This is a genomic window from Pseudomonas sp. QD4, from assembly GCF_049199125.1.
GTDB lineage: Bacteria > Pseudomonadota > Gammaproteobacteria > Pseudomonadales > Pseudomonadaceae > Aquipseudomonas.
In genome coordinates this window covers 160,892-179,769 of record NZ_JBLZOM010000007.1, presented here as the reverse complement: position 1 = coordinate 179,769, position 18,878 = coordinate 160,892, and the positions used below count along the sequence as shown (strand labels likewise).

Annotated in this window: 32 protein-coding genes; 15 read left to right on the top strand and 17 right to left on the bottom strand. The window is 55.2% G+C overall.

The window, feature by feature from the left end; translation table 11 throughout:
• Positions 1 to 32 precede the first annotated feature (32 nt).
• The 16 genes from ACOZJV_RS29905 to ACOZJV_RS29830 all read right to left on the bottom strand — a co-directional run bounded on the left by ACOZJV_RS29905 (position 33) and on the right by ACOZJV_RS29830 (position 9,175).
• Positions 33 to 206, bottom strand: coding sequence for a hypothetical protein (locus ACOZJV_RS29905; RefSeq protein WP_201131127.1), 174 nt, complete (start codon positions 204 to 206; stop codon positions 33 to 35).
• Entirely contained in the window at positions 203 to 403 is a 201-nt protein-coding gene (locus tag ACOZJV_RS29900) for a hypothetical protein (protein ID WP_201131126.1), read from the bottom strand. Before ACOZJV_RS29900 ends, ACOZJV_RS29905 begins: the two co-directional genes overlap by 4 nt.
• Positions 400 to 591, bottom strand: coding sequence for a hypothetical protein (locus ACOZJV_RS29895; protein ID WP_201131125.1), 192 nt, complete (start codon positions 589 to 591; stop codon positions 400 to 402). Before ACOZJV_RS29895 ends, ACOZJV_RS29900 begins: the two co-directional genes overlap by 4 nt.
• The gene (locus ACOZJV_RS29890; RefSeq protein ID WP_421549150.1) at positions 588 to 1,025 is read right to left on the bottom strand and encodes a hypothetical protein; all 438 of its coding nucleotides are present in this window, start codon (positions 1,023 to 1,025) and stop codon (positions 588 to 590) included. Before ACOZJV_RS29890 ends, ACOZJV_RS29895 begins: the two co-directional genes overlap by 4 nt.
• A gap of 296 nt (positions 1,026 to 1,321) precedes the next feature.
• Positions 1,322 to 1,522, bottom strand: coding sequence for a hypothetical protein (locus tag ACOZJV_RS29885; RefSeq protein ID WP_421549149.1), 201 nt, complete (start codon positions 1,520 to 1,522; stop codon positions 1,322 to 1,324).
• Between the two features lie 700 nt (positions 1,523 to 2,222).
• Entirely contained in the window at positions 2,223 to 3,083 is an 861-nt protein-coding gene (locus tag ACOZJV_RS29880) for a ParB/RepB/Spo0J family partition protein (RefSeq protein ID WP_421549148.1), read from the bottom strand.
• A gap of 108 nt (positions 3,084 to 3,191) precedes the next feature.
• The gene (locus tag ACOZJV_RS29875; protein WP_421549147.1) at positions 3,192 to 3,599 is read right to left on the bottom strand and encodes a hypothetical protein; all 408 of its coding nucleotides are present in this window, start codon (positions 3,597 to 3,599) and stop codon (positions 3,192 to 3,194) included.
• A complete protein-coding gene (locus tag ACOZJV_RS29870) occupies positions 3,572 to 4,408 on the bottom strand; it encodes a hypothetical protein (protein ID WP_421549146.1) in 837 nt (278 codons plus the stop codon). The genes ACOZJV_RS29875 and ACOZJV_RS29870 overlap by 28 nt, the downstream gene beginning before the upstream one ends.
• Before the next feature lie 404 nt (positions 4,409 to 4,812).
• Positions 4,813 to 5,244, bottom strand: a complete 432-nt coding sequence (locus ACOZJV_RS29865) for a hypothetical protein (protein WP_421549145.1) — start codon at positions 5,242 to 5,244, stop codon at positions 4,813 to 4,815.
• Positions 5,245 to 5,515: 271 nt separating this feature from the next.
• Entirely contained in the window at positions 5,516 to 5,953 is a 438-nt protein-coding gene (locus ACOZJV_RS29860) for a hypothetical protein (RefSeq protein ID WP_421549144.1), read from the bottom strand.
• Positions 5,919 to 6,812 carry a DUF6731 family protein gene (locus ACOZJV_RS29855; protein ID WP_421549143.1) on the bottom strand — a complete coding sequence of 298 codons (894 nt, stop codon included), beginning with the start codon at positions 6,810 to 6,812 and terminating at the stop codon, positions 5,919 to 5,921. The genes ACOZJV_RS29860 and ACOZJV_RS29855 overlap by 35 nt, the downstream gene beginning before the upstream one ends.
• A gap of 75 nt (positions 6,813 to 6,887) precedes the next feature.
• A complete protein-coding gene (locus ACOZJV_RS29850) occupies positions 6,888 to 7,034 on the bottom strand; it encodes a hypothetical protein (protein ID WP_421549142.1) in 147 nt (48 codons plus the stop codon).
• A 117-nt stretch (positions 7,035 to 7,151) separates the two neighbouring features.
• Positions 7,152 to 7,433 (bottom strand): hypothetical protein, encoded by a 282-nt coding sequence (locus ACOZJV_RS29845; protein ID WP_421549141.1) that lies wholly within the window; start codon positions 7,431 to 7,433, stop codon positions 7,152 to 7,154.
• 97 nt (positions 7,434 to 7,530) lie between these two features.
• Positions 7,531 to 7,674, bottom strand: a complete 144-nt coding sequence (locus tag ACOZJV_RS29840) for a hypothetical protein (protein WP_421549140.1) — start codon at positions 7,672 to 7,674, stop codon at positions 7,531 to 7,533.
• Positions 7,675 to 7,801: 127 nt separating this feature from the next.
• On the bottom strand, positions 7,802 to 8,347 hold the full coding sequence (locus ACOZJV_RS29835) for a hypothetical protein (RefSeq protein ID WP_421549139.1): 546 nt from the start codon (positions 8,345 to 8,347) through the stop codon (positions 7,802 to 7,804).
• A 57-nt stretch (positions 8,348 to 8,404) separates the two neighbouring features.
• Complete coding sequence (locus ACOZJV_RS29830; protein ID WP_421549138.1) at positions 8,405 to 9,175, bottom strand: S24 family peptidase; 771 nt, start codon at positions 9,173 to 9,175, stop codon at positions 8,405 to 8,407.
• 99 nt (positions 9,176 to 9,274) lie between these two features.
• On the opposite strand from ACOZJV_RS29830, the gene ACOZJV_RS29825 reads away from it, so the two are divergent.
• From ACOZJV_RS29825 to ACOZJV_RS29760, 14 genes are all read left to right on the top strand, one after another.
• Positions 9,275 to 9,487: a transcriptional regulator gene (locus tag ACOZJV_RS29825; protein WP_421549137.1), complete on the top strand. Its 213-nt coding sequence runs from the start codon at positions 9,275 to 9,277 to the stop codon at positions 9,485 to 9,487.
• A gap of 53 nt (positions 9,488 to 9,540) precedes the next feature.
• Complete coding sequence (locus ACOZJV_RS29820; protein WP_421549136.1) at positions 9,541 to 10,158, top strand: hypothetical protein; 618 nt, start codon at positions 9,541 to 9,543, stop codon at positions 10,156 to 10,158.
• Positions 10,159 to 10,223: 65 nt separating this feature from the next.
• Positions 10,224 to 11,018, top strand: a complete 795-nt coding sequence (locus ACOZJV_RS29815) for a Rha family transcriptional regulator (protein ID WP_421549135.1) — start codon at positions 10,224 to 10,226, stop codon at positions 11,016 to 11,018.
• Positions 11,019 to 11,020: 2 nt separating this feature from the next.
• Complete coding sequence (locus ACOZJV_RS29810) at positions 11,021 to 11,434, top strand: HNH endonuclease (RefSeq protein ID WP_421549134.1); 414 nt, start codon at positions 11,021 to 11,023, stop codon at positions 11,432 to 11,434.
• A 1-nt stretch (position 11,435) separates the two neighbouring features.
• A complete protein-coding gene (locus ACOZJV_RS29805) occupies positions 11,436 to 12,404 on the top strand; it encodes a phage replication protein (RefSeq protein WP_421549133.1) in 969 nt (322 codons plus the stop codon).
• A complete protein-coding gene (locus ACOZJV_RS29800; protein WP_421549132.1) occupies positions 12,394 to 13,176 on the top strand; it encodes a hypothetical protein in 783 nt (260 codons plus the stop codon). The genes ACOZJV_RS29805 and ACOZJV_RS29800 overlap by 11 nt, the downstream gene beginning before the upstream one ends.
• Entirely contained in the window at positions 13,173 to 13,688 is a 516-nt protein-coding gene (locus tag ACOZJV_RS29795) for a hypothetical protein (protein WP_201131113.1), read from the top strand. The genes ACOZJV_RS29800 and ACOZJV_RS29795 overlap by 4 nt, the downstream gene beginning before the upstream one ends.
• Positions 13,685 to 14,320 carry a recombination protein NinG gene (locus ACOZJV_RS29790; RefSeq protein WP_421549131.1) on the top strand — a complete coding sequence of 212 codons (636 nt, stop codon included), beginning with the start codon at positions 13,685 to 13,687 and terminating at the stop codon, positions 14,318 to 14,320. Before ACOZJV_RS29795 ends, ACOZJV_RS29790 begins: the two co-directional genes overlap by 4 nt.
• Positions 14,317 to 14,898: a hypothetical protein gene (locus ACOZJV_RS29785; protein ID WP_421549130.1), complete on the top strand. Its 582-nt coding sequence runs from the start codon at positions 14,317 to 14,319 to the stop codon at positions 14,896 to 14,898. The genes ACOZJV_RS29790 and ACOZJV_RS29785 overlap by 4 nt, the downstream gene beginning before the upstream one ends.
• A gap of 194 nt (positions 14,899 to 15,092) precedes the next feature.
• Complete coding sequence (locus tag ACOZJV_RS29780) at positions 15,093 to 15,311, top strand: hypothetical protein (protein WP_421549129.1); 219 nt, start codon at positions 15,093 to 15,095, stop codon at positions 15,309 to 15,311.
• A gap of 200 nt (positions 15,312 to 15,511) precedes the next feature.
• Positions 15,512 to 15,697: a Com family DNA-binding transcriptional regulator gene (locus ACOZJV_RS29775; protein WP_201132194.1), complete on the top strand. Its 186-nt coding sequence runs from the start codon at positions 15,512 to 15,514 to the stop codon at positions 15,695 to 15,697.
• Between the two features lie 8 nt (positions 15,698 to 15,705).
• Positions 15,706 to 16,548, top strand: a complete 843-nt coding sequence (locus tag ACOZJV_RS29770) for a putidacin L1 family lectin-like bacteriocin (RefSeq protein ID WP_421549128.1) — start codon at positions 15,706 to 15,708, stop codon at positions 16,546 to 16,548.
• Positions 16,549 to 16,612: 64 nt separating this feature from the next.
• On the top strand, positions 16,613 to 17,035 hold the full coding sequence (locus ACOZJV_RS29765) for a hypothetical protein (protein ID WP_421549127.1): 423 nt from the start codon (positions 16,613 to 16,615) through the stop codon (positions 17,033 to 17,035).
• Positions 17,036 to 17,278: 243 nt separating this feature from the next.
• Entirely contained in the window at positions 17,279 to 17,611 is a 333-nt protein-coding gene (locus tag ACOZJV_RS29760) for a phage holin, lambda family (protein ID WP_421549126.1), read from the top strand.
• A gap of 49 nt (positions 17,612 to 17,660) precedes the next feature.
• Here ACOZJV_RS29760 and ACOZJV_RS29755 read toward each other — a convergent pair whose 3' ends face one another.
• Positions 17,661 to 18,194, bottom strand: a complete 534-nt coding sequence (locus ACOZJV_RS29755; protein ID WP_421549125.1) for a hypothetical protein — start codon at positions 18,192 to 18,194, stop codon at positions 17,661 to 17,663.
• Between the two features lie 84 nt (positions 18,195 to 18,278).
• Between ACOZJV_RS29755 and ACOZJV_RS29750 the strand changes: the two genes are divergently transcribed.
• Positions 18,279 to 18,878, top strand: coding sequence for a hypothetical protein (locus tag ACOZJV_RS29750; protein WP_421549124.1), 600 nt, complete (start codon positions 18,279 to 18,281; stop codon positions 18,876 to 18,878).

Sequence of the window (18,878 nt, the reverse complement as noted above, 5' to 3'; positions counted from 1 at the left end):
TGAGAAGGAGCTGCGCCAGTAGAGAAGGGCGATCACGACTCTTCCAGCGACAGCAGCCTTTCGCCCAGGATGATCTTGGCGTTGGCTTGCTCTTTCTTGATGCCAGTGGCCTGGGCCACCTCGGAAAGCGATAGACCTTCCCGGCGCAGCTTGGCGCAACGGATCGCCAGATGCTGTCCACGCTTGTGCGCGCCGGCCCCACTCATTGTCGCTGCTCCAACTGGGCAACCCGATAGCGCAGGACCTGCAGCACGCGCCCGCGGTAACCAGGTTCCGCGTACTGCTCAACCGGTGGACCAAAGAAACCCCGGCGCTCGGCCAGGCTGTAGGCCTCGCGCAAGTTGTGAGCGGTGATGTCTTCCAACTGCTCGTCGATGAGCGATTTGACTGGAGAAGTGGTCATGCTGCCTCCTTGCGCCGCTGACAGGCTTCCATCAGGCGCTTGCAGTAGTGGTTGAATTCGTCGGTGGTGATCGCGCCGTCGGTGTAGAGGCGCGTGATTAGGCTTTGCACCAGGACGTCGATGTCTGCCTGGCTGCTTGGGTCGGCAGCACCTTCCAACGCCTGGTCAATGAGGATGTGAGGGCTCATAGATCAGCATCCACATCGTCTTCCTGCTCTTCGCGCTCAGCTGCCACCGCATCGGCGGCGTACGGCTTAAGCAACTCCATGGCGATCTTCTCGGCAGCCTCAATTGGGCGCTGATGACCGATCAGATCGGCCGCATCGCTGTGGCAGTTACTCTGGCTGCCGAGGATCGCCGACAGAAACAGGCGAGCAAACGAGTCGCGCTCGTCCAAGCCGTCGATCTGGCGCTGGTTCAGGATGCCTTGCAGGTAGGTGCAGAGCTGGTCATAGGTCACCGCCTGTTGCTGGCCGTAGCGGCGCTTCCACTTGATGTCCATGCCGCACACGAGCTGCTCGGCCGAGTGCTCAAGCCACTCCTGTTCGGCGCTGGCCTCGCTCACCACTGGAGGCAACTGAGCGTCGTAACGCTCTTGGCATATCTTCAACGCTGCGTTCATGCTGCCTCCGGCCAGTGGCGCTCAATACTCTCTTTTGCGTAAGGCGACAGGCGTCTGTATCCGTCCACCGAGCCGCAACCAGGCATCGTTCCCTCCAGTTCGACACAGGCACGGATGTCACAGCGCCGTGAGCAGACCCAGCCGCCATAGTGGCAGCGGTGGACTTGGCCTTTGGGCTCAGGGTGGTAGGCGATGCCCGCCTTCCAGGAAGGCGATCCGCGCAACTTGAGGCCGCAACCTCGGCAAACTGCTTGGGTATCGGTACAGCTGTGCATGGCGACCTCCAGTGTTTGGGGTTAGGCTTCGATTTCGGTAATTTCAAACTCTGCGTCTGGATCATCGTTCGCGTAGTTCTCGCGGAATGCCTCGGCAAGAGTTGAAACGCCGCCGCCATTTCCCGATGCAAAACCCGTGGCCGCATAATCGGCATCAGCACGATCATCGAAGCCCACGCACTCGCTGCCTGATTCATTCCAAACCAAATAAATCGTCGTCATGACTCTCTCCATTCGCTGGTTCACCTGTATTCGTCAACACTCATGCCTCCCGCTAGTTGCCGATGGGCGCGGGTGAGGAGTGCTGACGCAATAGAGGCGGAGCGGGGCAGGTGTTAAGCTGATAGGGCTTTGACTAGGGGCGTGCTGGCCTCAGCATCTATAAATAAGGAGCTTTGAATGTCAGTAGTAAGGATTTGTAGGCTGTCGCTATGCTTGGCAAGCATTTGCTTCGCGGCGAGTTCTTTCGCAAATGAGAGTGAAGAACTGCATCAAACCGCTCTCACTGCCATTGCAATGGAACAAGTTTGCGATAAAGCAAACCCGGGTATGAACGCAAGCATCGAGAATGCCTTCGCCAACGAACCATCAATGGAATCAATAAAGCCTGAAGTTAGAAAAGTGCAATCAGACCCTGCTTATAAAGCTGAAGTGGCAGCGATGGTAAACACCCTAAGCGCTCCACCCTTTCAGGTCCTTCAGAAGGAACTGTGCGGTCCTTACGCCCCAAAATAAGATCATCACTCCGAGTTGAATTTCCCTACAGTTCTTCCAAGGGATGCAGTAGCCCGCCACCCCGTGTTGTTGCATCAACCTGTGTGTTCAGACCCGCCCCGATACAGCCTGCGCTTCGCACGCAGGTGCTCGGGCAGTTAACGACAGGCTGTCGTGAAGCGTGCAGGGTCGGCGCGCAATTGAATTGCTATGCGACCCGAGCAGCAGCTGCGATTGCTCGCTGGAGCTCCAGCACTAACGCGGTTGGCAGGCTGAGCGTGTGCCCTGAACCCTCCAGGCATCCATCCGGAAGCGCTTTCACCAGTTCTTGCGCTGCAGTGCGTACTGCTTCGAGCTGCTGACGAGGCGTCGTAGGTCCGCGCATAGATCCCGCGGTCACTTTTGATTTGCCAGTGGCCTTCGCCTTTTGCAGCTCGCCGCCCAGTACCTTGCCCGCATCCTCGCCGTGCTGACGCACAACCTGGACAGCCGTTGTCGCAGATACCTGGCCTGACGCAACCAACTGCTGAACATCTGTATTGGCGTTGCCCAAGGTCATCACCTGCTCAACGTGTTGCCGGGTCTTGCCGATCTTCTTGGCAATCTGGTCTGGCGCCCATCCAAATGCGGTAAGTCGTTTGTAGCCGTCGGCCAGCTCTAGAGGCGAGAGCTTCTTTCCCTCCTGGCTGGTGATGACACGAGCCACACGCTCTGCATCGTTGCCCTCGAAAGGGACAATGGGAATCCATGATTCCAGACGCTCAGGATCGTCCTTGCTCGGTACTCTTGGTAACCGGCCGGCCTGATCCAGTTTCAGGTAGGCGCGACGGCGACGGTGGCCGTCGACAACCCACATACCGCCATCAGCGCGAGGTCGAACTTCCAGTGCCGGGATCTGGCCACCGGCGAAGATGAACTCCGCCAGCGCATCGATGCTCTCTTCCAGCTCGTCGCCTTCAGCGCGAAGGTTGAAGCCAGGTTCCTCATGGAGATCTTCCAAGCGCGCCTTCATCGCATCGGCGCGCTTCAGATCGCCATCCTTGATCATTTGTTTGAATGACTTGGCCATGCAATTAATTTCCGAGTGGTTGTCATCCCAAGCAGCCCTCGCGAGAAGGCTGCTCAGTGATGCTTTCCATCTTTGTCGCGCCTCCTGCCGGGTCATTCGCCAGTTCGGTCAACACCTCGTCCGCCGTCGCAGTTCTGCGCGTTGGTAGCCCTTCTTGGCTATCGGATCGCCGGTCGCCAGTAGTGGCAGCGCGATTTTGTTCACCTGACTTTCTCTCGCCCCACAGGTGTGGCCGGGGCTGACCTCCCAGCTAATCGCCGGGTAATCGTTAATGGCGCGGGTTGTTAAAGAGCGGCGCGGCTTTCGCTGCTGGGCCGGTGTTGCGTTGGCTTGAGGTAAATTTACCATTTGGAAATTACCTGTCAATAAATATTGGTAAATAATTTGGTAAACATTTTGATGTTGATGGTAAATGCCTGATGCCGCTTGCTTTTCTCTGAGTACAAAAAAGCCCGCGCTAGGCGGGCTTGAATTAAGTTTGGCTGGTGTTATCTCGATGGGGATGGGGAGGCCCATCGCTTGAGGGTCCAATAGTTGAATTTGCCTAGATCAGGATTCTTCGAGTACTCGGACGCCCGCTTTATACCGATCTGCATGAGATCGTCGCGCACCTGCAGTACCGTCCATGCAATATCTGCTTCTCCATCCCTCCGGAAAAAACAGTATTTGTCAGCAGTGATTTCTGCCCAAGCCGAGTACTCAGCCCGATTGTAATGATCCTGCGCGCGCTCAAAATCAGACAAAGACATGCAGCCGAATGCGCCAGAGCCAAGAATCACCTGTTCATCAGCCTTTGGTTCGTAGGCTTTTTTCTGAGGCCGGTTGATGGCGACCGGGGCAGCTTTGGTTAGGCGGTAAACAGCCGCGCTGATGATTACGCAGATAAGGGCGAGGCACAGGTATTTGAATTCAATGCTGGACTTCTTAGGGGGGCTCGGATCGTAGGGGCCCGCCGCTACGGCTGCCGGGATGGTCGGGGCTTCCAGTAATGGATGGTCGGGCCTGCCTACATCTGCAGCAACATCAGCCCCGCAGTGTCTGCACTTGATGGCGGCATTCTTGATGGTTTCCGCGCAGGCGGGGCAGGGGCGGGTATCAGATGCAGTGGTTGCCGACGGGGCAGAGCCTTTTCCGCCGAGCAGAGCCATAAGCAAGCCGGCGAGGGTGATCATCCCGCCAACGATGGTGTGTAGCTGGCGGTCAGCCATAAGGCCCAGATTGTTCACTCTGCCGCCAGATCCAGTAGCGACAGACACGTCCATGCTCAGTGCGAACACAGCCCAGCAAATGCCCACCACCAGGGCAAGCGTCCCAATTCCTTTCATTGGATCCCTCCCATAATTGACCCCGCACCTTACCATTCGTGGCGTGCAGCCCCATTGGTCTAAAGCCCGCCTTGATGCTCGTCAGCAAGACTATGCTGAAGTCACCCCATTACTGTGATAGAGGCTCCCCTGAAAGAGGCGCAGCGAAGACTGAACCTGACAGCCTGGCGAGCTTTCTGCACTGGCTGGAGGTCGAATGGACGCAGAGGTGAAGTATTTCGAATTGCTGAGACGGGCTGACGCCATGGAGCGATCCGACATGATCACGAGTGATGAGTGGAGAAGGCTTGTGAAGCATGCCGGAGCATTGCTTTGCAGTACTGCGCAATGTATGGGCGGACCGGGGTAGGGCAGAAACAAGAAGCCCGGCGCTGGGCCGGGCTTCGATGTAACAGCGTCAGAAACTAACGATGCTTGTTCTTGTGTTTATGCTTGTTGTTGCCTTTGTGCTTCTTACCATCCGACCGATGATTGCTCCCATCATCCGCTAGGTTGTTTCCTAGCGCGCCACCCGCAGCGCCGCCGAGACCTGCACCGATAGTCGAGCCAGTTGTGCCGCCGAGGCGATTCCCAATAAGTGACCCGCCAGCCGAGCCTATACCGCCGCCTAATGCAGCTTCCGCTCTGTTGCCTCTTTGAGCACCAACAGCGCTACCAGCAGCACCACCTACGCCTGCGCCTACCGCCGCGCCAGTTGAGCCACCGAGCTGTTGGCCTACGATGTTGCCAAGTGCACCACCAACGCCGCCTCCAAGAGCGGCTGTGCCGTCTCCGGCTGCCATCGCTCCTTGCGAAATGAGGACACCCAAAGCTAGGACGGGTAGTGTCATTTTCATTTTTTGAACCTCTATGGGTTGTCAGCAGGCGCTCACGGTTTAAAGCACGCCTAGCATTAGGACTGGAGCAAAAGTTTGAAGTTCTCTACTTACGGTGCCTACAGGTGAATGGTTGTAACAAGATATGCCGTGATGAATTCTGATGCGGAGGGTGGGCTTAGGCTGTTACTAGGAATTAGGATGACCAGAGGAGCCCTAGTGTGAAAGGGCAGAAACAAGAAGCCCGGCGCTGGGCTGGGTATGACAAGCTGAATAGTCAGCGCATTCGCGCTCAGCCTCTGCTAATCGACATAATAATTCGGTAGAAACCCAGCCCAGTGCCGGCAAGCTGTATTGCCGCCAAGGACCCTATGAATATGTTCAGGAGCAGGAGAAGCTGCTTTTCTCCTGCCCATGGAAGCAATAGGCATACTGATGACGCAAGGAGCAGCAAAAAAAGGAATGCACAGACGAAGCTTCCGGAGATTAGTATCCGGTATCCCCCGGTCGACCTGAGATTTTTCAACAGATCCCGATCCATCACTGATGCCATCAATGCGATTGCAGTGATCAGGAACCCGAGTATCGTTCCAGAAGCGCCAGCAAGGACGCCGGCCAGCGTAGAAATTTCGCCAGGCTGGAAGCGGAAGTTATATCTGTGAAACATCCATGTTATGAATATCGCAGTGGATAGTTTAAATAATTCTATTAGTTTTGCCGAAATAATCATCTACTGATTCTCTCTGTTCTTCCTTTGCCTTGTCAGCAAGTTTATACATGCTTTCAGGAGGCGGAAAAGATGAGTTGGTTCTGATGGTCTGAGATGAGTATATCCTATTGGCAATTAAGTCTATAGGTAGTATTTTGCCATTTTCATCGGTTTCAATTTTTGCTTTAGTTGCACCCATTGTTAAAAGGTAGCCAATTGAACTTTGTATGGCACTACTCAGTTTTCCTGAGCTTGTATCAAGCTTGTTATCAATTGTGAAGGTTACGTCGAGAAAGTCGGCACCTGATTGATTTAGGAGTTCTAAAGTTCTGGCGCTTAAGTTGTCTTGTGGATACAAGTCAGGGTTGGTTGGTTTGGGGATTTTTACGGAGAACTTTTTTATGCTCAGTTTTTTATTAAGGAGCATCTCTGCTTGGTCCGGTCTTATGATCGGGCTGGCAAAAAAAGTCACGCCAGCACTAGCCGTCAGCAGTTGCGCAAGATGCAAGCCAGTGTTTCCGTCATCGTTCCTGTGTATAACCAGTAGGGAATTTTCTTTGTAGTAAACAAAAAAATTCTTTTCAATAACGCCTTCGTCCATTTTCAGCTCAATCTTTTTTCCGTCTTTCCCCAATGCTCCAATTTCTGGAAGATCTGCTTTCCGTATTTTGCGGATTTGGCCCGCGTATGAATTGGTATTGCTACGGTAATTAAGGCCGAAGACTTCTCGTATACACCCATAGCTCGCATAGCTTTTAGGGTGATCCCCGTTTATTATCTTCTCGAATGCGGCCTCTGTGGTCATGGCGAAGAGGTCATGCTGGACTGACGCTATCGAATAGAAATCAAATATGTAGCGCTTTTGCTTTTCCTGTTTCACCAATTGAACTCCATAAATCTCGCGATACCAGCAAAACACAATTGCGATTGTTATTTTAACGGACATAAAAATTTTTTATTTCAAGGTCGTAATCCTTCCCGCCTTCATCTCACCCGCATAACCCGCCAGCTTGTCCTCGATTTCCTGATAGCTCGCAGCAATCTTCAGCAGCTCTTTGGCTTCATCTTCCTGACCAGCCTCGGACAGCCGCACAGCCTGCATCAGATCTACGCCCGACCACTTGAGCAGCGCTGCAGCCTCTTTCAGGTCGCGGCGCAGTTGCTGGCTGGGTTTTGTGAGGGGATAGCTATTCCCGGGTTTCCGGCTGGCGAGCGAGAGCTATCGTCGAGGGCAGTTTATCTTGAACCTTCGAATGGACAGCGCTTCGTTCCTAGCGTCTTTCTCATGTTGATTTTTCATTGAGAATGTACCGTCTTGATAGCTCTTGGCCATGGCGCTGTTGTTTCTATCGATCTCGCTGTAAATGTGAGCGCACTCAACGGACTTTGCCTCGTCAGTAGCCGGTAGCGGTGCCTTTTCGACATCGAGTACATATTGAGACTTTTGATAGGTGCAGCCAGCCAATATGGATAGCGAAAGAAGTGCGATGATTTTTTTCATGAAACCTCCGTGTCATTTTCTGTGAATCTGTTGCCCTAAAACTTTCGAGCATTCCATACCAGCAGAACGCGTTCCTGGATATCGGTCTCGTTACGCATCACGCAAAATCCTTCCCACCTTCACCGCTTCCGCATACCCCCGACAGCTTGCCCTCGACTTCCTGAAAGGAGAGAGCAATCTTCATCAGGTTCCGCGCATCATCCTCAAGCCCCGCCCCGGAGAGCCAAACAGCCACCTGCATGATGTCGACGCCTGGCTACTTGAGCAGCACTGCAGTCTCTTTCAGGTCGCGGCGCAGTTCCTGATTCGGTTTGGTGAGGGACATAGGGCCTCCTGCGTTTCGCATGGCGCCAGGTGAGCCGGTCGCGTTATCTGGCTTTGGCGCTCTTGATATCGCTGATGATCTGCTTCGCGATCGCCTGCACCTGCTCTTGTGTCATCGCTGACATGACGCCTTCCCAGGCTGAAGATGAGGTGTCATAGGTGCGTGTGCCAATCAGCTTTCCTGAGTTCAGGTCTGAGAAGTCTGCGTTGGAGTTGACCCAGGCATTCCCCACCATTACGCCGGCGCCGTAGCGGGCCCCAGTGGTCAGATAGCGGAAGTTGGTCACGTTAATCGCGATACCGACGCCGTCACCGGCACCTGGCTGCAGCTCTTTGGCTTCGCTGATCTTGTAGCCGGCTCGTTGAGCCTCGACTTGGAGGGCGTCACTCCAATCTCGCTTCAGTGTAGGCCAGTCATGATTCTGCTGGACCTTGTCATTCCCGCGGAAGTTGACGACCAGGTTCTGCTTGGCTGACTCCTGGATCGCCAACGAGCTGCTACCTCCTGTTTTAACGGAGGCGGCACAGCCAGTGAGCATCGACACGACTACAGCAAGCGATAGGGCGAGGGGGAGCTTTAGGTTTTTCATTGAATGTCCATATCCAAATAGGAGCAGCTAAGAGTGAAGGGGCAGTATTCGCTCGGGTTAGCGAGCAAACATCCCCCACCAGAACACATGGCCCAGGATTGAGATCTGCTGCTCTTGGATCTCCTGGAACGTGTAGTCCTCATCTGGGTGTTCGTCGCGGTTGAAGCTGCGCAGACGCAGGCCGGTGGGCAGGCGGTAAACCTGCTTCACGCGTAGCTGGCCATTGTGGTTGATCGCGTAGAGGTCGCCATCGACGATATCGCCAAGCGAGTTCTTTCCAGTGTTCACGCCGACCGTGGCGCCATCGCGTAGCACTGGAAACATGCTGTTGCCGCGGACGATCACACACTTGGCATTGCTGAACTGCACATTGTTGCGGCGCAGATCACTCTTGAAGAAGCGCAGCTTGGCAGCGTCACTTTCCTCGATCACAAACCGGCCAGAGCCGGCTGCCAGCTCTACTTCGCGCAGGAAGGGGACGTAGACCTCGTCGTCAGGGAGCGGGGTTGTGTCGTCCCAAGTCTCGATGGATGGCAGTGGGATTTCGACTTGAAGCCTGGGTTTTGCGGCGCCAGACACTGATGCTGCTGATAGCTCGCCCTCGCTCAATGGGAGGTCAAGCGATCCGGGCGTAAGTCCGCATTTCAACTCGAAGTCGCGCGCCATCTTCTCCCCGATGTTTCGGAGATGCTCAGCTTTCTCGGTGAAAAGCCGGGAGATATATGAAGGTTGCTTGTCCACCTTGGCGGCGAAATCAGCGTCCTTCCCACCAAAGTCGCGGTCAATGACCTGGCGAACTCTGGCTCTGCGTATGTCTTTGATTTCCATCTTCCCATTAGAACCTTTATTTCCCTTTGGGGAAATTACCTTTACTTGGTAAACATTTATGGTAAATTCGCGCATAAATGAACCAGAAGGTAAATCCGTATGGACTTCCCCACGTACGCAAAGCAGCTTCCGCGCGGCGGAAGAAAACGCCTCGCCATCAGCCTCGGCATTCCGGCGAGCTACCTCTCTCGTTTGATCTCTGGTGACCGCTCCATCACTGCCGAGCGAGCCATTGAAATTGAACACGCAACAGGCGGAACGGTGACTCGGCAAGAGTGCCTTCCGGATATCCAGTGGAAGAACGCTTCGTAAGTTCGACCCGTCACGCCAATCCGTTGAAGCCAGATTAGAAGAGAGCGGTCCCCATGGAAACGTCCAGTCCAAGACATAGCGCCCAAACCCGTGACCAAGTGCTGGTGGCGCACGCGGCAAACCAGATCGCCCGAACCAGCCTGAGCCAGGACGATTTCGCGCAATCACTGGCCCGAGAGATCTATCTGCGAGTTCCGACGGAGAAGATCAAGGAATCGAAAGTTCCTGACTTCAATGAGTTGGCTCGCCTTAACGACGTGAGCGAATTCGTGAAAGCGACCGGCCGCTGGCTGAAGCGTGTGCAGCGCTGGCTTTCGGGTGACCAGGAAATGCTGTCGTGGCTGGAAGAGTCTTGGGTGAATGCTCTTGAGCCAGAGTATCGCGACCACTGCATCAACGAGCTGGCAGGTCGCCATGGCCTGACAGGCGCCCGCCAGATGCAGAGTGATCAATGCGCCAACAAAAGCTTCGGCGCGCTGATCCGTGCCCTGGGCGACGTGATCGATACCGGCAGCGAAGTATTTGACGACCAGGTGATGTGCGAAGAGGACCTGCCGCATCTTCCGGCGTTCGCCGAGCAATGCCGCCAGGTTGAAGCGCGGGCAGGGGAGCTTGGTCGGAAGGCTGAAGAGCTGATCAAAAAGCACCGACCGAATTTGAAGATTGCCTGAATCCCGGGCACAAAAAAGCCGGGATTGCGCCCCGGCTGATTCATTACCACTTGATGAGGCCGATTATGCAGAGCCAACCCAATTCGAGCAATACCCCTACCAATGTCGCGCCACGTTTTCAGAATTCGCAAAACGTGGCGCGGACTATGTCGTCTGTCGAGATCGCCGAGCTGACCGGGAAGCTGCACAAGAACGTGCTGGCTGATATCCGCTCGATGCTCGCTGAGCTTGAAATCGACTCGGCTGATTTTTCAGCCCAGTACAAGGACAGCACCGGGCGCTTCCTGCCGTGCTTCAACCTCAACCGAGAGATGACCGACACGCTACTGACCGGCTATAGCGCCAAGATGCGCCTGGCTGTCGTTCGCCGCTGGCGCGAGCTTGAAGCAGTCATTGCCCAGCCTCGCGAGCTTTCTCGCATGGATCTGATCCAGCTGGCCTTTGAGGCCGAGCAGGCCCGGCTTCAGCTGACCATCCAGGTCGAGGCCCAGGCTACCAAGATCCATTCCTTGGAGAACCTTTTCAAGGAAGGCATGACCCACACCCAATTCTGCAAGGGCCTCAATGGGGTCAACGTCATGCAGGTGGGCAAGTACCTGGAGAGCCGTAACTGGCTCTACAACGAGAGCAAGTTCGGCCTGCGCCTTCGTGTGGCTTCCTACGCCCGTGACAAGTACATGACCGAGCACCAGCACGAAGTCACTCCTCACGGCAAAGAGGCCTTCATTTCCTTCACGCCAGTCTTGCTCAAGAAGGGCGCTGTGCGCCTGTACGACCTGTATCTGGCTGGCGAGCTGCCTATGAAAAAGACCTGGGACGGCCTGTTTACTCACGACAAGGCCTTGCGAGGTGCCGCGTGAGCATGGTGCCTACGACTTCATGCCCTGTCTGCGGCGACTCCAGCCAGGAAGCTCGCAATGCCATGTATTGCTATTCCCTTGAGGTGCCAGGCGCATCTGTCTGTGGAGAGTGCGCGGAACGAATTGCGAACGCCTATAGCAAGAAGCATGGCGGTACCTGGCTTACCTGGCCGAACGAAGAGGCGCCAAGGCCCAAAAAAACTGTTATCGGCCAATCCATAAGAACCCAGGTTTTCGAGCGCGATCTGTATCGCTGCCTGCGCTGTGGCGATCACAGAAACTTGCGGGCCGATCACATTTGCCCTGAAAGCTTGGGCGGGGAGGCCGTTTTAGAGAACCTCCAAACGCTTTGTGCCAGCTGTAATAGCTGGAAGGGCGTGAAGGTCATTGATTTCCGCAGATCGGCGGAGGCCTGAAATGCAATTCACCATCACGATCAACCAGGTGAAGGCGCTCGAATGGGGGCTGAATTCTCAGCAGGCCCTGCTGTTCGCCTTTATCTACGGCTGCCCGAGCTGGACCAAGCCGGTCAAGACTGACGATGGGATCTTCTTCGCGCTGAGCAAGGCCAAGATCATCGAGGAGCTGCCGCTTCTCACCGACAAGCCAGATACCGCTTACCGCATGCTGAAGGCCCTTGAAGAGGCCGGTTTGATTGAGCTTTCCAGCACTTCTAACATTACGCTTTTTCGCCTAACCGTGAAGGCTATCGAGTGGAACCAGAAGCTTGATGGGTCGGAGAAATATCCGACCCCTCCAAACAATAAGGGTCGGAAAAAAATCCGATCTACCTCGGAAAAATCTCCGAGCAAGGTCGGAAAAAAATCCGAGCAAGGGTCGGAAAAATCTCCGACAAATCAGGATACCAATCATCAGGGTACCAATCAGGAAACCAATCAGGATTTGCAGGACGCCACCGGCAAGCCGGCTCAGTCCCGCGGCTTGGTGCTGGTGGTTGATCGCACCGACACTCCACGGGTCGAGATCCCCGCCGACATGCCTGGCCCCAAAGACCAGGCCTGCAAAACCTTCAAGGCCTGGGCGAACTACGCCATGGCCTACCGCAAGCGCTACAGCACTTGGCCGGTGTGGAATGCCAAAGTCGGTGGCCAACTCGGCCAATTGGTCGACCGCCTCGGCGCCGATGTCGCCCACCATGTCGCGGCTCACTTCCTGAAGAACAGCGATGCCGGTGTCGTGCGCAAGTGCCACAGCCTCAACGAGCTTCTGGCCAATGCCGAGAGCTATCACACCCAGTGGGTCACCAATCGCCAGATGAACGGGACCACCGCTCGGCAGATCGAGCAGACCCAAACCAACTTCAGCGCTGCCGAGCAGGCCATTGAAGCGCTTCGAGCCAAGAGGGTCGCGACCCATGCTGAATGACGCACAGCAAGAACAACTGCTCCTATCCCTGTTTGCCACTGCTGAGGTCATGGGGCAGCAACTCACCCAGGCTGCGGCATTGGTGATGGTCGAGGATCTGCGCGGACACGCCGAGCCTGTGCTTGCCGCAGCGCTTCGTAGCTGCCGTATCGAAGGTGGTCGACTCACGGTTGCATCGATTCTGAAACATGCCCAGTCGGCTGATGGGCGCCCGGGTAAGGACGAGGCCTGGGCCATCGCCATGACCACCAACGACGAATACGAAACCGTGGTGCTGACCGATGAAATCCAGTTGGCCCTGGCCGCGGCAAAGCCTGTCCTCGATGCCGGCGATAAGGTAGGCGCGCGGATGGCGTTCATCAGCGCTTACGAGCGCTTTGTGGGACAGGCTCGTGAGGATGCGAAGCCGGCCAACTGGCACGTCTCTGTGGGATTCGACGCCAACCGTCGTATTCAAGCCGTAACCAAGGCGATTGAGCTGAAGCGTATCCCGAGCGAGCACGGCCAGAAGTACCTGGCAGACCTGAGTGTTGAGCCTGTCTCCGAGGACGGGCGGGCAATTGCCGGGCTGCTCACCGGTGCTGTTACCCAGCCTGCACCGGAGCTTCGTAACAAGCTTGAACTGGTGAAGAACTCAATGCTTGAAATGCGGAAGGCTGCGGCCGAACAACAAGACGAAATCCGGATAAAAGCGGCCAACGAATTGGCGGATCGCCGGGCGCTTCTGATCAAGCAGGCCCAGGAATTGGAAGAGAAGAGGGCGGCGCAATGACCAAGCCGGCCAAACCCCGCCCGATGCCCGTTTACCTCGTGCTGCGCCGCCTGGTCGATCCGGCCACTGGCAAAGAGGTTGCCGCGTTCGTGCCTTGCTCCGACGCTGACCGCTCGCTTCTTCGGGAACGGGAGTTTCGGATCAACACGAAGATACGTGCAGACCTCAAACAGCCACGTAACCCACGCTTTAACGGTCTGGTTCACGGCCTTGGCCGGGTTCTGAGCCAGAACATCGATCGGTTCTCTGGAAAGCAATCCCACGACGCGATCAAGGCGCTGCAATTGGAGTCGGGCGTGTACTGCGACGAGGAACTGTTCGATATCCCCGGGCTCGGCCAGCTCACACGCAAGATACCCCGTAGCCTTTCCTACGACTCGATGGGGGAGGAGACATTCCAAGACTTTTGGCGCCAGTGCTGCGCATACCTGGTGCTGCATGACTGGCCGACTCTCACTGAAGAGCGCCTGACCGAAATGGCCGAGTTCGAAGCATTCAAGGAGGCGGCATGAAGCGCACCCCACTGCAGCGCAAAACCCCGCTCACTTCCGGCGGTCCACGTCGCAAGCGCTGCCCGTCATGCCGAGTAATGTTCACGCCCTCCAGAAGCTCGCAGGCGGTGTGCGGCGAGATCGAGTGCGCGATCGCTCATGGAAAGTCGGAGAAAGGTCAGGAAAGAGCGGGCAAGGCCTTGGCGGAAGTAGGTCGCCGCGAGATCAAGGTCCGCAAGGAGAAGCTGAAGAGCAGGGCGGATCACTTGCGCGAGGCCCAGGCGGCCGTGAATGAGTACGTGCGCCTGCGTGACGCGCACCTGCCGTGCATCAGCTGTGATTCGACGTCGAATGACAGCGACCTCATGACCGGGAGCCGTTGGGACGCCGGGCACTACCGTTCCGTCGGCGCCTGCCCGGAGCTGCGCTTCGAACCGCTGAACATCCATCGGCAGTGCGTGAAGTGCAATCGGAATCTGTCCGGCAACGCCGTGGAGTACCGCATTCGCCTGGTGCTACGCATCGGCGCCGAGAAGTTGGCTTGGCTTGAAGGACCACATGAGGCACGCAAATACACCGTCGATGAGATCAAGGCCATCAAGGCTGAATACCGAGCAAAAACCAGAGAACTCAGAAAGGATGCAGCAGCATGAAGATCAACTCGGCGCGCCAGGCATGGCATGACTGCGGTTATAACCCGGCCCCCGGCCAGACATCTGACACAGAGATACTTGGGGTAGTGGTTCAGAAGACAGAACGAGGCCCCACAGCGAATCATGCCGTACATGGCGCACTGGCAGGACATATCCAGTCGGCTATTGCGAGGCTGCATCCTCAGATACGTGTGTTCGGCGACTACATGTACGCAGCCGACCAGGATGACGATGTCCGGGAGGCAGCGGAGGAGGTGGTATTCCTGATGGTGCAGAGTAAGTCGCCGCGGATGACTGCGATCAAACGGGAGAAGCTTGAGTTCGTGGTGAAAGGCGTAATGCGTCGGTACCGGCACATGCACCAGGGCGGCCAATCTTCTAGCGAAGACCCATTGGCAAACGCGGAGAAATTCCGATCCTGGCTTTGGCAGGTGTACGAAATTCGTCTTGAGTCGTGCAACTGGGAGCGCGATTGGGGAGGTGTAATCCAATTGATTTTCGAGTGCTGTGAGGATATTGATCGACGTGCACTGAGTCCTGTAGCTGCAGTAATTTATAAGATGAAAGAGGCTGCTTGACTTCCCGTGCGGCTGGTGGCAATATTTTCCCACTGTTAGAGTTTTGCCTACGGCAACTCTCTTTGAAAAATTGAAAACCCGGCCCGTGAGTCGGGTTTTTTATTGCCCGTTCATCGACTCAAATGCACGCGGCTCGCCGGCAAGCTTCCAACTCATACGGCCCAGATAGTCTTGGCCTTAATGGTGAGGTGGCTATGTCTACCAATACGAGTTTTCAAGATCAAACCCAGAGTTCTATCCCATCCAGCCCTGAACCTGGTTCAGACGAGCCAACGCTCGATCCTGAAGATCCCAACAAGTACGATCCTTTGAAGAATCCAACAGAAGATCGTCCGGACGATTGGAAGGATCCAGGTGAAAGGACGACGCCAGAGGCGGATGAACAAACGCCGCTATCCGACGATATGCGGTAGAAGAGATACCCGCCAGAAAGCAAAAAGCCCCGACAAGTTCGGGGCTTTTTCATGGGCGCGGTAAAGAGAGGGCGACTTCAGAAGGTGCGCGAACACCCAACGAAGCCGCCAGATCGCAGAGCTAGCCTGCAAGCCGGCCAAGGCCCTCACTGCTCGCGCGAGCGGTACGGAGCCTAGCAGAAAAACAAATGGACTTGCAGATGTTAAAAGAATGCAGATGTGGCAAATGCAGAAGATTACTCGCCCGTGTGGGTGAGTTCACAGAGCTCCAGATCAAATGTTCCCGATGCGGGACGTTGAATCATGTGAAGGCCTCGAGCCTCGAGCAATCGCCTTTGAGCGACATGAAAGCGGAATTCTCCGCGACCAATCATTCGACTCAATAGGTGACAATATGGCTTGGATTCGATACGACTTTACCGACAATGGCTCTTCTATACTGCCGGCTCGCTACTACATGGCGCCGAATCAGTATCTGCAGTCTCCCAACAAGCGCTTCAAGCTGATTTTTCAGGCTGATGGCAACCTTGCGCTCTATGACGGCGCCCAAGCGGTATGGGTCGCCGACCAGAACACTCCCTTCACGAATTTGAGCAAGGGCAACAAAAAAGACCCCATGATGGTCTTCATGAACTATGGCTTCGTCCTAGATGACCCATTGCGTGGTCGTATTTGGTCGACTACCCCGAGCGATCCCACTATGGGCTCCCGTGAAGATGCATCGCTGCGCGCGTTCACTCAGGTTCAGGATGACGGGAACATCGTAACTGTCGACACCATCCCTCACTGGTATGCACCTAACGGCCGTCCGTTCACTCCAGGAGTGGGGGCCGCAATGATTATCGGCGGTAATACTGAGCTGGTTCCGGGTCAGTTCTATAGCGCCGGTGACCACTCCCTTGTTTTCCAAGGTGATGGCAACCTGGTCGTTTACGGTCCGAACTCCAGCGTTGTTTGGGCGACTTACACCCAGAACAAAGGCGCCGTGAAGTGCGTGATGCAGGCCGACGGTAACCTGGTGATCTACGCAGCAAACAATGTCCCAGTGTGGCAGAGCGGCACTGGTGGTCATCCTGGTGCAACTATCCGCCTGCAGGCGAATGGTAGCTTCTCGATCGTAACCGAGCGCCCGATCTGGGCTCGTTTCGGGTACACCCCGACAATCAAGCCGCCTCGTGTTTTCTATCCGGACCACAAGTGGAAAACCGGTAGCTACACCTGGGACAACGTGTTCTAAGAAACCACATGGAGCCCCGCGATAATGCGGGGCTTTTGCATATTGCCTTCAAGGTCCCGGTGGGTTGCTTCTGCAGCCCGCCATTCGAGAAAGCCAAGAGCTTCAATTCATCGCCTTTGAGCGACATGAAAGCGGAATTTTCCGCGACCAATCATTCGACTCAAAAGGTGAAAAAATGGAACCAGTAAAAATTGGCACGCACTTCAAGTCTGACTCTTTTTCTCGAGTCACTCAGATCATTAATCCCGTTGATAACGTGAATGGTGTGGTGATCAGAACAGGCGTTTTCAGTGGCTCTGGCGGTGGTTCCGTACAAACCGGAACCGCGGCACCTATGTATCCATATGACACAACCAAACCGGTTATCGCTCGATTGGAGCAGACTGCGAGTTATCTGCAGTATCCAATTGAAATTCCGGCGGGTCATGGATTGTGGGTCAGTCCAAATCCTTCCGGATATGTGTGGATCACATATGACCTGCTGTAACCTAAAATAGATGCGGCGATCCATTTAGTGCGGCCACGTCGATAAGGATAGTTGTGGTCGCAGATTGGAACATCGACCCAGCTCATCAGAAGGTCATCATGAGCCCTCGGCTTTCGTCGAGGGCTTTTTCGTTTTCGGCTCCACCACACCCATCGCTCCGAGCCGGGAGTGCTGCTGGGGCTGATTCAAATCTGTAGGTCACGGCCTGCAACATTCCTAACTCCCTGACGGGGAGGAACCGAGATGTCCAACATGCCAGACAAACCAGACACCTGGGCGATTGCGCTTGCGTGGTTGAGCCAGCACTCGCCAATCCTCTATGCGGCTGCGTTGTCCTGCGCGATGGCAGTGCTTCGAATTACCTACGGGGGCGGCACTCGACGCCAAATGATCGTGGAGGGTGCTATCTGTGGCGGCCTGTCCTTGACGATCATCAGCGGTCTTGAGTTCTTCTCGCTACCCCAGAGTATGGCCACCTTTGTGGGTGGCTGGGTTGGCTTCCTGGGTGTTGAGAAGATCCGATCGATAGCTGACAGGGTGACTGACTTCAAACTGCCCAGTCGGAAGGTGGAGTAAGTCGCGACACGTTTCGCGAGTAAGCAAATTGTGTCGCGACATTGGAACATTACCTGCGAGCGCCCAAGCAGATGTTCAGTGTCTTGTTTTTTTCCGAAAGGGAGAGTGCTAGCTGTTCTCTCTGTGCGCCTTTTGGGGAAAACGCATCATGGCTTGAGCGCTGAAGCAGTTTCTCGATCTCGGCTATCTGAAGCCTTACCGGAGTGCAAGGATCACTTGCCTTTGCCAGTCGAGCTAATTGCTCCAGCTGAATTTCTTGAGCTTTGATTTTTGTGTCCGCTTCTTCCAAAAGTTTTTTTGTGTATTTGTTATCGACCTGCTCGGTTAGCAGCTGCTGATGGAGGGTATCTATCATTGACTGTTTCTGTTTTTTTTCTTCTTGGAGCTTCAGGTTTTCAGTCTTGCTCTCTTCAAGCTGTTTGATCGTGATGGTAAGCAGGGCTTTGGTTTCGCCATTTGTAGTTGACTCAACCTTTGAATCGTTCCACATCGTGTAAGCAATTGTTATGAGCGCTGCGGCCCCGGCTCCTTGAATTGAGATTCGAATGATGGTCCGAGCGACTGCGGGGATGGAAAGTGCCATTCATGTAATCCTAAATAAAGAATCACCAATACCGGCAACACGCCACTATTTCAATTCTACCTTCGGATCTACCTGAGACAATTTATGACAACCAAGCAACCCGACTGGGAGGCAATCGAACGCGCCTACCGGGCCGGTTCGCTTTCCATCAGGACTATTGCAGAGCGCCAAGGCGTGAGCGACACCGCAATCAGGAAGAAGGCCAAGGCCCTTGGATGGGCGAGAGACCTTTCCGACCAGGTGCGCAAAGAGGTTCGCAGCAAGCTGGTTCGCGGAGAGGTTCGCAACGACCAAGGCGCGAACTGCGAACTTGACGCAGAGATCATCGAAGAGGCCGCAGAGGAAGGCGCTCGGGTGGTTCGCAGTCATCGCCGCGACATACGCAAGGCCTCGAACCTTGCGAACCTGCTGATGGATGACCTACTCAATACCATCCAACGTCGCGAAGAGATCGAAGACGCGATCATCGACGAGACAAGCGAGGACAACAACGGCATGCGCCGGGCTTCGATGCTTGCTGCTGTCGCGCTACCCAGCAATTCCAAAACCTTGTTCCAGCTTTCCTCTGCAATGAAGAACCTGCAAGTCCTGGAGCGTCAGGCATTCAGCCTGGACGAGAAGGAGAAAACGGACGACGCCGATGAGATCTCGAAGATGATGGATGAACTAACACAGGACGCCTGA

Coding starts and splice junctions, on each gene's coding strand:
- ACOZJV_RS29770 (WP_421549128.1), top strand. CDS start 15,706: ATGGCTTGGATTCGATACGACTTTACCGACAATGGCTCTTCTATACTG.
- ACOZJV_RS29815 (WP_421549135.1), top strand. CDS start 10,224: ATGCAGAGCCAACCCAATTCGAGCAATACCCCTACCAATGTCGCGCCA.
- ACOZJV_RS29755 (WP_421549125.1), bottom strand. CDS start 18,194: ATGGCACTTTCCATCCCCGCAGTCGCTCGGACCATCATTCGAATCTCA.
- ACOZJV_RS29870 (WP_421549146.1), bottom strand. CDS start 4,408: ATGAAAGGAATTGGGACGCTTGCCCTGGTGGTGGGCATTTGCTGGGCT.
- ACOZJV_RS29880 (WP_421549148.1), bottom strand. CDS start 3,083: ATGGCCAAGTCATTCAAACAAATGATCAAGGATGGCGATCTGAAGCGC.
- ACOZJV_RS29900 (WP_201131126.1), bottom strand. CDS start 403: ATGACCACTTCTCCAGTCAAATCGCTCATCGACGAGCAGTTGGAAGAC.
- ACOZJV_RS29820 (WP_421549136.1), top strand. CDS start 9,541: ATGGAAACGTCCAGTCCAAGACATAGCGCCCAAACCCGTGACCAAGTG.
- ACOZJV_RS29790 (WP_421549131.1), top strand. CDS start 13,685: ATGAAGCGCACCCCACTGCAGCGCAAAACCCCGCTCACTTCCGGCGGT.
- ACOZJV_RS29840 (WP_421549140.1), bottom strand. CDS start 7,674: ATGCAGGTGGCTGTTTGGCTCTCCGGGGCGGGGCTTGAGGATGATGCG.
- ACOZJV_RS29785 (WP_421549130.1), top strand. CDS start 14,317: ATGAAGATCAACTCGGCGCGCCAGGCATGGCATGACTGCGGTTATAAC.
- ACOZJV_RS29885 (WP_421549149.1), bottom strand. CDS start 1,522: ATGACGACGATTTATTTGGTTTGGAATGAATCAGGCAGCGAGTGCGTG.
- ACOZJV_RS29865 (WP_421549145.1), bottom strand. CDS start 5,244: ATGAAAATGACACTACCCGTCCTAGCTTTGGGTGTCCTCATTTCGCAA.
- ACOZJV_RS29850 (WP_421549142.1), bottom strand. CDS start 7,034: ATGCAGGCTGTGCGGCTGTCCGAGGCTGGTCAGGAAGATGAAGCCAAA.
- ACOZJV_RS29780 (WP_421549129.1), top strand. CDS start 15,093: ATGTCTACCAATACGAGTTTTCAAGATCAAACCCAGAGTTCTATCCCA.
- ACOZJV_RS29895 (WP_201131125.1), bottom strand. CDS start 591: ATGAGCCCTCACATCCTCATTGACCAGGCGTTGGAAGGTGCTGCCGAC.
- ACOZJV_RS29860 (WP_421549144.1), bottom strand. CDS start 5,953: ATGATTATTTCGGCAAAACTAATAGAATTATTTAAACTATCCACTGCG.
- ACOZJV_RS29795 (WP_201131113.1), top strand. CDS start 13,173: ATGACCAAGCCGGCCAAACCCCGCCCGATGCCCGTTTACCTCGTGCTG.
- ACOZJV_RS29805 (WP_421549133.1), top strand. CDS start 11,436: ATGCAATTCACCATCACGATCAACCAGGTGAAGGCGCTCGAATGGGGG.
- ACOZJV_RS29890 (WP_421549150.1), bottom strand. CDS start 1,025: ATGAACGCAGCGTTGAAGATATGCCAAGAGCGTTACGACGCTCAGTTG.
- ACOZJV_RS29750 (WP_421549124.1), top strand. CDS start 18,279: ATGACAACCAAGCAACCCGACTGGGAGGCAATCGAACGCGCCTACCGG.
- ACOZJV_RS29830 (WP_421549138.1), bottom strand. CDS start 9,175: ATGGAAATCAAAGACATACGCAGAGCCAGAGTTCGCCAGGTCATTGAC.
- ACOZJV_RS29775 (WP_201132194.1), top strand. CDS start 15,512: ATGTTAAAAGAATGCAGATGTGGCAAATGCAGAAGATTACTCGCCCGT.
- ACOZJV_RS29835 (WP_421549139.1), bottom strand. CDS start 8,347: ATGAAAAACCTAAAGCTCCCCCTCGCCCTATCGCTTGCTGTAGTCGTG.
- ACOZJV_RS29800 (WP_421549132.1), top strand. CDS start 12,394: ATGCTGAATGACGCACAGCAAGAACAACTGCTCCTATCCCTGTTTGCC.
- ACOZJV_RS29905 (WP_201131127.1), bottom strand. CDS start 206: ATGAGTGGGGCCGGCGCGCACAAGCGTGGACAGCATCTGGCGATCCGT.
- ACOZJV_RS29825 (WP_421549137.1), top strand. CDS start 9,275: ATGGACTTCCCCACGTACGCAAAGCAGCTTCCGCGCGGCGGAAGAAAA.
- ACOZJV_RS29810 (WP_421549134.1), top strand. CDS start 11,021: ATGGTGCCTACGACTTCATGCCCTGTCTGCGGCGACTCCAGCCAGGAA.
- ACOZJV_RS29760 (WP_421549126.1), top strand. CDS start 17,279: ATGTCCAACATGCCAGACAAACCAGACACCTGGGCGATTGCGCTTGCG.
- ACOZJV_RS29875 (WP_421549147.1), bottom strand. CDS start 3,599: ATGGGCCTCCCCATCCCCATCGAGATAACACCAGCCAAACTTAATTCA.
- ACOZJV_RS29845 (WP_421549141.1), bottom strand. CDS start 7,433: ATGAAAAAAATCATCGCACTTCTTTCGCTATCCATATTGGCTGGCTGC.